This window comes from Nocardia noduli (assembly GCF_019038455.1).
Taxonomy (GTDB): domain Bacteria; phylum Actinomycetota; class Actinomycetes; order Mycobacteriales; family Mycobacteriaceae; genus Nocardia; species Nocardia noduli.
The window spans coordinates 1-11,998 of sequence record NZ_JAFMPL010000159.1 but is presented as its reverse complement, the minus strand read 5'-3'; the positions used below and the strand labels follow the sequence as shown (position 1 = coordinate 11,998).

General features: G+C 67.2%; 11 protein-coding genes and 1 rRNA gene. 4 read left to right on the top strand and 8 right to left on the bottom strand.

What is annotated here, in order from left to right:
• Nucleotides 1-771, bottom strand: a 771-nt coding sequence (gene glgP, locus JZ792_RS39095) for an alpha-glucan family phosphorylase (protein ID WP_216917935.1), incomplete at its 3' end; no start/stop codon positions are given.
• Nucleotides 772-976: 205 nt separating this feature from the next.
• Here glgP and JZ792_RS39090 point away from each other — a divergent pair.
• Nucleotides 977-2,983, top strand: a complete 2,007-nt coding sequence (locus tag JZ792_RS39090) for an alpha-1,4-glucan--maltose-1-phosphate maltosyltransferase (protein WP_216917934.1) — start codon at nucleotides 977-979, stop codon at nucleotides 2,981-2,983.
• Nucleotides 2,980-5,157, top strand: a complete 2,178-nt coding sequence (gene glgB / locus JZ792_RS39085; RefSeq protein WP_254190964.1) for a 1,4-alpha-glucan branching protein GlgB — start codon at nucleotides 2,980-2,982, stop codon at nucleotides 5,155-5,157. The genes JZ792_RS39090 and glgB overlap by 4 nt, the downstream gene beginning before the upstream one ends.
• A gap of 291 nt (nucleotides 5,158-5,448) precedes the next feature.
• Here the strand turns inward: glgB and JZ792_RS39080 are convergent, their stop codons facing one another.
• The 3 genes from JZ792_RS39080 to JZ792_RS39070 form a co-directional block, all read right to left on the bottom strand.
• Nucleotides 5,449-6,291, bottom strand: a complete 843-nt coding sequence (locus tag JZ792_RS39080; protein ID WP_216917933.1) for a tetratricopeptide repeat protein — start codon at nucleotides 6,289-6,291, stop codon at nucleotides 5,449-5,451.
• A 61-nt stretch (nucleotides 6,292-6,352) separates the two neighbouring features.
• Nucleotides 6,353-6,745, bottom strand: a complete 393-nt coding sequence (locus tag JZ792_RS39075; RefSeq protein WP_216917932.1) for a DUF3817 domain-containing protein — start codon at nucleotides 6,743-6,745, stop codon at nucleotides 6,353-6,355.
• 113 nt (nucleotides 6,746-6,858) lie between these two features.
• Nucleotides 6,859-8,043: an acetyl-CoA C-acetyltransferase gene (locus JZ792_RS39070; protein ID WP_216917931.1), complete on the bottom strand. Its 1,185-nt coding sequence runs from the start codon at nucleotides 8,041-8,043 to the stop codon at nucleotides 6,859-6,861.
• Nucleotides 8,044-8,186: 143 nt separating this feature from the next.
• On the opposite strand from JZ792_RS39070, the gene mce reads away from it, so the two are divergent.
• Together mce and JZ792_RS39060 are read left to right on the top strand one after the other, a co-directional pair.
• Nucleotides 8,187-8,660, top strand: coding sequence for a methylmalonyl-CoA epimerase (mce, locus tag JZ792_RS39065; protein ID WP_216917930.1), 474 nt, complete (start codon nucleotides 8,187-8,189; stop codon nucleotides 8,658-8,660).
• Between the two features lie 86 nt (nucleotides 8,661-8,746).
• Nucleotides 8,747-9,745 carry a coiled-coil domain-containing protein gene (locus JZ792_RS39060; protein ID WP_109523499.1) on the top strand — a complete coding sequence of 333 codons (999 nt, stop codon included), beginning with the start codon at nucleotides 8,747-8,749 and terminating at the stop codon, nucleotides 9,743-9,745.
• Nucleotides 9,746-9,957: 212 nt separating this feature from the next.
• Here the strand turns inward: JZ792_RS39060 and JZ792_RS39055 are convergent, their stop codons facing one another.
• The 4 genes from JZ792_RS39055 to rrf all read right to left on the bottom strand — a co-directional run bounded on the left by JZ792_RS39055 (nucleotide 9,958) and on the right by rrf (nucleotide 11,992).
• Nucleotides 9,958-10,254 carry an Rv1322 family protein gene (locus JZ792_RS39055; RefSeq protein ID WP_109523500.1) on the bottom strand — a complete coding sequence of 99 codons (297 nt, stop codon included), beginning with the start codon at nucleotides 10,252-10,254 and terminating at the stop codon, nucleotides 9,958-9,960.
• A 37-nt stretch (nucleotides 10,255-10,291) separates the two neighbouring features.
• Nucleotides 10,292-11,011, bottom strand: coding sequence for an endonuclease/exonuclease/phosphatase family protein (locus JZ792_RS39050; RefSeq protein ID WP_216917929.1), 720 nt, complete (start codon nucleotides 11,009-11,011; stop codon nucleotides 10,292-10,294).
• 31 nt (nucleotides 11,012-11,042) lie between these two features.
• Nucleotides 11,043-11,726: an endonuclease NucS gene (gene nucS / locus JZ792_RS39045; RefSeq protein WP_216917928.1), complete on the bottom strand. Its 684-nt coding sequence runs from the start codon at nucleotides 11,724-11,726 to the stop codon at nucleotides 11,043-11,045.
• Nucleotides 11,727-11,875: 149 nt separating this feature from the next.
• Nucleotides 11,876-11,992 (bottom strand): 5S ribosomal RNA (gene rrf, locus JZ792_RS39040).
• Between the last annotated feature and the right edge of the window lie 6 nt (nucleotides 11,993-11,998).

The window sequence follows — 11,998 nt, the reverse complement described above, 5'->3', positions numbered from 1 at the left end:
CACCCCGCCCACCCCGGCCAGAATCTCCTGTTTGATGCGATGGTCCTGGTCGCCGCCGTAGAGCCGGTCGGTGACCGCGCGCAGTTCCGGATCGTTCTCCGCGATATCGGAATCCAGCAGCAGCAGCGGCACCCGGCCGACCTGGGCGATCCACACCCTGGCCCGCAGCACCCGCTGATCCGGGATCGCCACGTGCACGAGCACAGGCGAACCATCGGCGGTGAGCAGACGCAGCGGCAGGCCCTGGGGATCGAGCGCCGGATAGTGCTCGAGCTGCCAGCCGTCCGCCGACAGTGACTGACGGAAGTAACCGGACCGGTACAGCAGCCCGACCGCGATCAGCGGCAGCCCGAGGTCCGAGGCCGCCTTGAGATGGTCGCCCGCCAGGATGCCGAGGCCGCCCGAGTAGTTCGGCAGTACCTCGGTGACGCCGAACTCCATCGAGAAGTAGGCGATGCCGCGCACCCCGGGTTCGGTTCGCTGGAACCAGCCGGGCGAGTCCAGGTAGCCGCGCAGATCGGCGGCGGCCTCATCGACCCGACGGGTGTAGTCCGCGTCGGCGGCCAGTTCGTCCAGCCGCGCGGCGGGCACCTCGCCCAGCATCCTGACCGGGTCGTGGCCGACGTCGCGCCAGCGTGCCGGATCCAGTTCACGGAACAGATCCTGCGTCGGCCAGTGCCATGACCAGCGCAGATTCGTGGAGAGTTCACCCAGGGCCGCGAGTCGCTCGGGCAGATGGGCACGGACGGTGAAACGACGAAGTGCCTTCACCAGGCGAACCATACCGAATATTCGACTACCCCTCTCTCCCGGCGACGCAGGTCACTCGCGCGCGCCCCGAGCCCCGTCGACCGGGCCCGGATACCGGGAAGCGGTGGGTTCGCTCGTCGGCCGCGACGGGTCATCGGACCGCCGGTACGAGCCCGCCTGGCCGCTGATCACGTCCGCGCGGCCCGCTGGCGGTAGGTTGGTCCCCGTGACCGGCCGCATCGCCATCGATGACACCTCCCCGTCCGCTGGACCTGGACACAGACCGGCCAAGGCCGCCGTGGGCGAGGTTTTCCCGGTGCGCGCCGTGGTGTGGCGCGAAGGCCACGACGCCGTCGCCGCCACGCTCGCGGTGCGCGCGCCGGGCGCTTCCCGGGTGACCAGGATCCGGATGGCGCCGGATCCGGAACCCGATGTGTTCAACGCGCTGTTCGTCCCGAACGTGATCGGTGCGTGGACCTTCCGTGTCGAAGGCTGGAGCGATCCGATCGCCACCTGGCGACATGCCGTCGAGGCGAAACTCTCGGTCGGTCAGAGCGCCGTCGACCTCGCCAACGATCTCGAACGCGGCGCGCGGTTGTTCGAACGCGCCGCGCAGGCCGTCCCCAAGAAGCAGTTCGAGCGCCTACGCGCGGTCGCGGACGCGTTGCGCGCCGACGAGCAGCTTCCGGCGCGGGTCGCGCCCGCCTTCTCCGAGGAGGTGGCCGAGATCCTGCGGGCCACTCCGTTGCGGGACCTGGTCACCCGGGGTCCGCTGCACACGGTGTCGGTCGAGCGGACGCGCGCTCTCTTCGGTTCCTGGTACGAATTCTTCCCGCGCTCCACCGGCGGGCGCGACGCCGACGGCACACCGGTGCACGGCACCTTCGCCACCTCGATCAAGGATCTGCCACGCATCGCCGCGATGGGGTTCGATGTCGTCTACCTGCCGCCGATCCACCCGATCGGAACGGTGAATCGCAAGGGCCGCAACAACTCCCTGACCGCCGAACCCGACGACGTCGGTTCACCGTGGGCGATCGGATCCGAGGACGGCGGCCACGACGCGATCCATCCCGCGCTCGGCACCGAATCCGATTTCGCCGAATTCGTCGCCGCCGCCGCGCGTTCGGGCATGGAGGTGGCGCTGGACCTGGCGTTGCAATGCGCACCCGATCACCCCTGGGTGGCCTCGCATCCCGAATGGTTCACCACCCTGCCCGACGGCACCATCGCCTTCGCCGAGAATCCGCCGAAGAAGTACCAGGACATCTACCCGATCGATTTCGACAATGATCCCGACGGCCTCTACGCCGAGGTGCTGCGGGTGGTGCGGCACTGGATCTCGCTGGGCGTCAAGATCTTCCGCGTCGACAACCCGCACACCAAACCCGCCGATTTCTGGGAGTGGCTGATCTGCACGGTGCGGCGCACCGATCCCGATGTGGTCTTCCTGTCGGAGTCGTTCACCCGCCCCGCCCGTCTCTACGGCCTGGCCCGGCGCGGCTTCAGCCAGTCCTACACCTATTTCACCTGGCGGGTGGCCAAGTGGGAGCTGACCGAATTCGGCAACGAATTGGCGGCCAAGGCGGACGAGGCCAGACCCAATCTGTTCGTCAACACCCCCGATATCCTGCACGAAAGCCTCCAGCACGGCGGGCCTGGCATGTTCGCGATCCGCGCGGTGCTCGCGGCGACGCTGGCCCCGACCTGGGGTGTGTACTCCGGTTTCGAACTCTTCGAACACCAGGCGGTGCGGCCGGGCAGTGAGGAATATCTGGATTCGGAGAAATACGAACTGCGCCCGCGACCGTTCGCCGAGGCGCTGGCGCGCGGAGAATCGCTGGAGCCGTGGCTGACCAGGCTCAACGAGATACGCCGCAACCATCCGGCACTGCAACAGTTGCGCTGCCTGAGTTTCCATCACGTCGACAACGACGCCCTGCTGGCGTATTCCAAATTCGATCCGGCCACCGGGGACGCGGTGCTCGTCGTGGTGAATCTCAACCCCTACGGCGCCGAACAGGGATTCCTCTCCCTCGACCTGCCCGCGATCGGTCGCGAATGGCACGACCACCCGGTGGTCGTCGACGAGGTCAGCGGTGAGGAATACCACTGGGCGCAGACGAATTACGTCCGCCTCGATCCCGCGCGCGCGGTCGCCCACATCATCGCCCTGCCCCCGGTGCCGCAGCAGGCGCGCACCGAACTGGCCTACCGGAAGTCGTTCACATGAACCGCACGGCCACCATCAACCGCCGCGATCTGATGTTGCTCGCCGCGGGCACCCACGCCGACCCGCACACCGTGCTCGGCGCGCATCCGCATCCGGACGGCACGGTGGTGCGCGTCCTGCGCCCGCACGCCGAGTCGGTCGCGGTACGGGTCGGCGACACCGAACATCCGCTGACGTCGATGGGGCACGGTGTCTTCGCCGCGCCGTTGCCGTATCCGGAGATCATGGACTACCGCGTCGTGACCACCTATCGCGGCGGACAGCGGGTGATCGGCGCCGACGGCTACCGTTTCCTGCCCACCGTCGGCGACCTGGACCTGCACCTCATCGGCGAGGGCAGACACGATCGGCTGTGGGAGGTGCTCGGCGCCCACCCGCGTCACTACACGACACTGGACGGCGAGGTCGACGGCACCTCGTTCGCGGTGTGGGCGCCCAATGCCCGCGGCATCACCGTCGTCGGCGATTTCGACGGCTGGAGCGGCAACTCCGCGCCGATGCGCGCGCTGGGCTCCTCCGGGGTGTGGGAGGTCTTCGTGCCCGGCGTCGGCGTCGGCGCCCGGTACAAGTACCGGGTACACGGTTCGGACGGCCGGACCGTCGATCACGCCGACCCGCTGGCCTTCGCCACCGAACTCCCGCCCGCCACCGGATCCGTGGTCGCCGCGAGCACGCACGAATGGCGCGACCGCGACTGGATCGAACGCCGCGAACGTGCCGACCCGACGCGCGCGCCCATGAGCGTCTACGAAGTGCACCTCGGCTCTTGGCGCCCGGGCCTGTCCTACCTCGAGGCCGCCGAGCAGCTCGCCGATTACGTCACCGCGGCCGGGTACACGCATATCGAACTGCTTCCGGTGGCGGAACATCCCTTCGGCGGCTCGTGGGGGTACCAGGTCACCTCGTACTACGCGCCTACCTCGCGCTTCGGATCGCCCGACGATTTCCGCGCGTTCGTCGACCGCATGCACGCCGCCGGAATCGGCGTCCTGCTGGACTGGGTGCCCGCCCATTTCCCGCGCGACGAATGGGCGCTGGCCCGATTCGACGGCACTCCCCTCTACGAGCACCCGGACCCGCGTCGCGGGGAGCAACTCGACTGGGGCACCTACATCTTCGACTTCGGCCGCAACGAGGTCCGTAATTTCCTCGTCGCCAACGCGCGGTACTGGATCGAGGAGTTCCACATCGACGGGCTGCGCGTCGACGCCGTCGCCTCCATGCTCTACCTGGACTACTCGCGTTCGGAAGGCGAGTGGGAACCGAATGTGTACGGCGGCAGGGAGAACCTGGAAGCCGTCGACTTCCTCCAGGACCTCAACGACACCGTGCACCGGCACCATCCGGGTGTCGTCACCATCGCCGAGGAATCCACCACCTGGCCCGGCGTCACCCGTGGCACCGACGTCGGCGGGCTCGGGTTCTCGATGAAATGGAATATGGGTTGGATGCACGACACGCTCGGCTTCCTCGGGCGCGATCCCATCCACCGCAACTGGCACCACAACGAGATCACCTTCTCGCTGATGTACGCGTGGAGCGAGAACTACGTCCTGCCCATCAGCCACGACGAGGTGGTGCACGGCAAGGGCACGCTGTGGACCCGCATGCCCGGCGACGATTTCGCCAAGGCCGCGGGCGTCCGCGCGCTGCTCGCCTACATGTGGGCGCATCCGGGCAAACAACTGCTGTTCATGGGCCAGGACTTCGGTCAGTTCCGCGAATGGTCCCACGATCGCGGCCTGGACTGGGCCGAGCTGGACAATCCGCTGCACCGCGGCATCTCCGACGCGGTGTCGGCCATGAACAGCGTCTACCGGGCGCACTCGGCCCTGTGGAGTCAGGACACCAATCCCGGCGGGCATTCCTGGATCGAGGCGAACGACCGGGAGAACAATGTGCTCGCGTTCCTGCGCTACGGGTCCGACGGTTCGGTCATCGCCTGCGTGTACAACTTCTCCGGTGCCGTTCACGGCGAATACCGCGTCGGACTGCCGTCCTCGGGTGAGTGGACCGAGATCCTCAATACCGACGCGGCCGATTACGGCGGTTCCGGTATCGGGAACATGGGCTCGGTGAAGACCGACGACACACCGTGGCACGGTCGCCCGGTCTCGGCGACGGTGGCCTTGGCTCCCAACAGCGCGGTCTGGTTGGCCGGTCCACCTGCCTGACCCGGGGTGACGCACGGCTGCGCGGACAGTCACGCGCAACGGTCGCGTCGCTGCGACAGCGGCCCGGACGCCGGTCCCGCACGGCATGGCACGGCCCTCGCAGACGGGTACCGCGCCAACGGTGATGTCCCTCCGACACTGGCCGGAGGCCGAATCCACACGGCACGGCACCGCCGCCGACGAGTACCGTGCCTACGGCCATGTCGCTGTGAAAACCCCCGGACGCCAGATTCCGCACCGACGGGAACGGCCCCGCCGTCGCTGGTGCGATGGCGGGGCCGAGCGTCGAGATCAGTACAGCGCGGCGGCCAGTTTGCGACGGGCCGCGACGACGAAAGCTTCCGCCGGATCGAACAGTTCGAACAGGTCGAGCAGGTGGGTACGGGCCTTGGTCCGATCGTCGGCCGCCGTGCGTTTGATCACACCGATCAGCCGTTCGAAGGCCGCTTCCGGCTGCTGGCCGAGCAGTTCGAGGTCGGCGGCGCCGATCGCGAGATCGACATTCGTGGGATCGAGGTCCGCGTCGGCGATGGTCGATTCCGGCACTTCCTGCGCGCGGGCGAGGAATCGCAGCTGCCGCAGCGCGTTCTTGGCCTCCGCGTTGGCGGGTTCGGCGGCGATGATCGCCTCGTACGCGGCTTCGGCGCCCGCCATGTCACCGCGCTCGAGCGCGTCCTCGGCGGCGGTGAAGCGCGGATCCTCGACGGGCTCGGGCTCGCCGGGCTCGCCGCCCTCGAGTTTGCCCGCGACGGCATCGATCACCGCGTCCAGCCACTGCCGCACCTGTTCCTCGGGCTGCGCGCCCTCGAAATCGGCCAGCGGCTGTCCGCCCGCGATCGCGACCACGGTCGGAATGCCCTGCACCCGCAGCGCTTGCGCGATCTGCATATTGCTCTCGGCCTCGACGGTGGCCAGATCCCAGGTGCCGCCGTCGGCCGCGGCGAAACGCTCCAGCGTGCGGACGAGTTCGACGCTGCCGGGGCTGCGCTGCGAATACAGCGCGACGACCACGGGCACCTGGGTCGAACGACGCAGCACCTTGGTCTCGAAATCCGCCACCGAGACCGCGTGATCGGCGCCCGCGCTACCGGCGGGGGGTTGCTTCAGACTGGACAGGTCCACTGCCCCGGACATGGCGGCGGCAGCGGCTGGCGAAGGACGACGTGCGGCAGGTCGAGTCACGGCATCCAGTTTGTCACGACGTCGCGCCGGCGGCTGCCGCGGTGCCGGTCGAGTCGATGGTTTCGAGAGTGCCGAGCCTGCCGGTGCGCACCGCCCAGACCTCGAAGACCACGGTGAAGAACGGCGGGATGCTCGACAGCAGGGCGAGGATGGTGGTCAGCCAATTCCACTTCAGTTCCCGCGCGGCCAGCAGCGCGGCCAGCAGGAACAGGACGAATACGGCACCATGGATCGGGCCGAAGATCTTCACCCCGATCTCGTTGCCCGGACCGGAAAATCCGATGCGCTCAGGGTATTTGAAGGCCATTCCGATCAGCAGACCAAGCCACGAGAGCGCCTCGAGCACCGCGAAGAAACGGAACCTACCGGCGGTGCTGCGCAGATCGATGAAATCCATGGCCACCATTGTGCCGCATTTACTACGACGTTACGTAGTTGAACACATCACACTCGGACAAATCAGACACCGCCTCGAATCCGAGACGGTGTCCGTGACTACCCCGATGCGCGAGGTCGGTGTCAGGCCGGAACCCGGACGATCAGCGCGTCACCCTGACCACCACCACCGCACAGCGCGGCCGCGCCGATACCGCCGCCGCGACGCTTCAGCTCCAGCGCGAGGTGCAGCAGAATACGCGCACCGGACATGCCGAGCGGATGGCCGACGGCGATCGCGCCACCGTTGACGTTGACCTTCTCCTGATCGATGCCGAGCTGGCGCGCCGAGGCGATACCGACCGCCGCGAACGCCTCGTTGATCTCGATCAGATCCAGATCCGACGGCGAGATGCCCTCGCGCGCACAGGCCTTGGCGATGGCATTGGCGGGCTGGGCCTGGAGGGTCGAATCCGGGCCGGACACCACGCCCGCCGCGCCGATCTCGGCGATCCAGCTCAGCCCCAACTCCTCGGCCTTGGCCTTGCTCATCACCACGACGGCGGCGGCGCCGTCGGAGATCTGCGACGCCGTACCCGCGGTGATGGTGCCGTCCTTGCGAAACGCGGGCTTGAGCTTGGCCAGCGATTCCGTCGTGGTGTCGGCCCTGATGCCCTCGTCCTCGGTGATCAGCACCGGATCACCCTTACGCTGCGGTACCGCGACCGGCACCACCTCGTCGTCGAAGACACCGTTCTTCCAGGCCGCCGCCGCGCGCTGGTGCGAGGCCGCCGCGAACGCGTCCTGGTCCTCGCGGGCGACATAATCCCTGTCGTTGCCCAGCTCGGTCAGCGCGCCCATCGGCTGGTCGGTGAAGATGTCGTAGAGGCCGTCATATGCCATGTGGTCGCGTAACGTGACGTCGCCGTACTTGAACCCCTCGCGGCTCTTCTCCAGCAGATGCGGTGACTGGCTCATCGACTCCTGGCCGCCCGCGACGACGATCTCGAACTCGCCCGCCCGGATCAACTGGTCCGCGAGAGCGATCGCGCTGATACCCGACAGACACACCTTGTTGAGGGTGAGCGCGGGGACGTCCATCGGAATTCCACCGGCGACCGCGGCCTGCCTGGCCGGAATCTGTCCCGCGCCCGCGGTCAGCACCTGACCCATGATCACGTAGTCGACCTGCTCGGGCGCGACGCCGCCCTTCTCCAGCGCCGCCTTGATGGCGAAACCGCCCAGGTCGGAACCGCTGAAGCTCTTCAGGCCGCCGAGCAGGCGACCGATGGGGGTACGCGCACCGGAGACGATGACGGTTGTGGTCACGAGGAGCCTCGCATTCAGTAGATCGGGTCGGACGGACCGGGCTCACCGGGGAGCACCGTCGCGGCACGACGACAAAGCCTTGTACTCAACGGTAGCTTGCCCACACCGGGCGTGTCTCCGGAGGTCCGCGCTACCGTCGAGTAGTGAGCACTGCACAGGAGACGTCCGAATTCATCCCCGGCGACTACGTCATCGCCGTCGACCACGTCGGCATCGCGGTCCCCGACCTCGACACCGCAATCGCCTGGTATTCCGAAAATCTCGGCATGATCGAGACCCATCGGGAGGTGAACGAGGCCCAGGGCGTGCACGAGGCGATGCTTTCCCTGCCCGCGGCGTCCGATTCCGCGACTGCCCTACAGTTGCTGGCGCCGTTGGACGCGAACTCCACCATCGCCAAGTTCATCGATCGCAGCGGCCCGGGTCTCCAGCAACTCGCCTACCGCGTCACCGATATCGAGGCCGTCTCCACGCACCTGCGCGACCGCGGCGTACGTTTGCTGTACGAAGCCCCCAGGCACGGAACCGCCGATTCCCGCATCAATTTCATCCACCCGAAGGATGCTGGCGGTGTGCTGATCGAATTGGTCGAACCGAACCCGAATGTTACGCACTAGTATCAAGATCGGAGCAGGAAAACTGATCCGAATCACATTCGCGGTCGAGTCACCATCATGTGGCCGTAGGCTGTAGTTTGTGTGCCATGTCGTCACCTGAGTCCGATCGCAATCGCTTCGTTGCACTGCCCTTCACCGTTGTGCGCAAGGGTTATGCGCAAGACGAGGTACGCAACTACTTCGACCGCTTCGACGCGGAGCTGAGGGTCACCGCCACTGACCGCGATGCCGCTGCGGCGCAAGCACGTAACCTCGCAAGCCAACTGGAGGACGCGCGGGACGAGATCGACGAACTCCGTAAGGAGGTCGACCGACTCTCGGTTCCGCCGACCACCGCGGAAGGCATGTCCGACCGTATCTCGCGCATGCTGCGATTGGCATCCGACGAAGCCTCCGAGGTCCGCGCGCTCGCGCAGGCCGAGGCCGCCGAAATGGTGTCGATCGCCGAGCAGCAGGCCACCGAGATGCGCGGCAAGTACGAGTCGCTGCTCGCGGAGACGAAGGAGAAGCGAGAGGCGCTCGATATCGAATTCGAGCAGACCCTCGCGAACGCGCGTACCGAGTCCGGCAAGATCATCGAGGCCGCCCAGGCCGAGGCCGACCGCCTCGGCAAGGAAGCCGATGCCAAGCGTAAGGCCAACCAGCAGGACTTCGAGGTCACCATGGCGGAGCGGCGTACCAAGCTGACCCGCGCCATGGAGGAGCTCGAGGCCACCAGCCGCGCCGAGGCCGCCCAGCGCATCAAGGATGCCACCGACGAGGCCAACCGCCTCATCACCTCCGCCACCCAGACCTCCGAGCGCAAGATCGCGCACGCGAAAGAACTGGCCGAGGAGATGCGCGTGCTGCGCGGCCGGGTGCTCGCCCAGCTGCTCGGTATCCGCGGTCAGCTCGATTCCGTGCCCGCGATGCTCGCCGCGGTCAACCGTGAAAGCGAACTGCTCGACGGTGTTCCGGATCGCAAGTCGATCGGCAGTGGCAACGCCAAGTCCGTCGGCGGTTCCCGCGCGAAGGCCATCCAAGAGGCGGCCAACGACGAGGACATCGACGCCGACGAGCGCGAGAACGCCGAAATCTCGAACTGACGTCCGAGCACCTCGGGCGACGACGCACGACCAGCACCAGAGTTCATCCGAAGGCCGTCCCTCCCAGGGGCGGCCTTCCCTAATTCCCGGACACGAACGCCGTGGGCAGTGCCGCCGACGAAGCAGACCGGGTACGCCGCGAGATGCGGCGGGTCGTCGCCCCGGTCACATGCCGCCTCGATAGTGCGAGTCCGCCCGGACAGCCGAGTGCGTCAGGACCACCGACGCGTGATGCGACGGGTTCTCCGGCCGTTCCAGCACCCCTGGTGCCAATGCCTGCGATCGTCCTCACCGCCGTCGGCCTGCCAGGCGACGATATGGGCCACCCCGGGCGGAATCTCGTGATCACAGCCGGGACACCGGTAGGTCTTGACCGCACGGCTCCCGGGAATGCTGCGCACGATATAGGTCTCGTCACGGTCGGGACCGGATTCGGTGCGGCCGAAGACGTCGCCGAGCGGCGCGGATCGCCGATCCTGACTGCTGGCGGGAGGTTTCCGGCGGGGCATGTCGTCCAGGATATTCGCGACCTCGGCCCGGGAGATCTCAGCCCTCGATCGGTACCAGGGTCGCGCGGACCGGGTTGTGGTCCGACAGACCATCGGCACTGTCCACCGTCGCGTCGCTCGCCACCGCGCCGCGAACGACCACGTGATCGATGAACTGGGACTTCGACGCCGAGTCGCGCGGCCGCGTCGGCAACCCGTCGGCGGGCAGCGGAACCACCGTGAATTCCGGTCCGAGTCGCTCCGCCACCGCCTCGCGGTCGATATTGAAATCGCCGAGGAGAACCACCGGCCCGGTCGCGTCGTGCGCGAGTTCGCGCAACCGCCCCAGTTGCTCCCAGCGCCGCTGATCGCCGGTCACGTGGGTGGCGAGCACCGTGAAACCCGACGCCTCGACGACGAGCACGCCCTTGCCGTGATCACGCTCGAAGGCTTCCGCCGCGATCTCGCGGCCCGAATCCCGCACGGCCAGAACGAGGTACTCGACACGGTCGTCGAGCACGGTCGGCCCGCGCCGCAACTTCGGCACCCGCGGGTAACGCAGTGTGTGGAAGGTCCGGTCCGGCATGGCCGCACGCAGGCTCGCCAACTGATCACCGCTGACCTCCTGGAGGGCGATGATCTGTTCCGAGCGCTTGGCGACCCTGTCGCTGATCGAGGCGATGCGGTCGGTCTCGTCCGGCCACCTGGCGGAGACGTCCTCGTACCAGTTCTCGGCGTGGACGCGATGCAGCACATTCCAGGTGGCGACCGTGATCATGAATCTCTTACTCGGGAATCGGGAAGTGGGATCAGAACAAACGGAATTCGTTGCTCTCCGTACCACGCAGCGCGTCGTAATCGAGGGTGAGGCAACGGATACCACGATCCTCGGCGAGCGTGCGGGCCTGCGGCTTGATCTGCTGCGCCGCGAAGACACCGGCGACCGGCGCGAGCAACGGATCCCGGTTGAGCAATTCCAGGTAGCGGGTCAACTGTTCGACACCGTCGATCTCACCGCGGCGTTTGATCTCCACCGCGACCGTCGCACCCGTGGCGTCACGGCAGAGCAGGTCGACCGGACCGATCGCCGTCATGTACTCGCGTCGGATCAATGTGTAGCCCGCGCCGAGCGTCTGGACGTGTTCGGCCAGTAACTCCTGAAGATGCGCCTCGACACCGTCTTTCACCAATCCGGGATCGACCCCGAGTTCATGCGAGGAATCGTGTTCGATCTCCTCGATGGTGATGCGCAGTTCTTCGCCGGCCTTGTTGGTCACCACCCAGTAGGCCTTGGCACCTTCGGGTGCGTCGTCCGGACGTTCCTGCAAACGGCACGGCGGGCTCATCCAGTTCAACGGCTTGTACGATCCGCCGTCGGAATGCACCAGCACCGAACCGTCGGCCTTGATCATCAACAGACGGCGGGCCATCGAGAGGTGGGCGGTCAAACGACCGACATAGTCGACCTGGCAACGAGCTATCACGAGGCGCACCGGTCGAGTCTAGGGCCTACGGTCGGCCGACCACCCGGCGCCCGACCGATAAATCAGCGCCCGACATCAGACGGGCAATTCATCCACGAACGCGGAGTCGTGAAACGCGGAAAGGCCCCCAACTGTGTTGGGGGCCTTTCGCAATGATGTTCCGGCGGTGTCCTACTCTCCCACACCCTGTCGAGTGCAGTACCATCGGCGCTGGCAGGCTTAGCTTCCGGGTTCGGAATGGGACCGGGCGTTTCCCTGCCGCTATGGCCGCCGTAACTCTA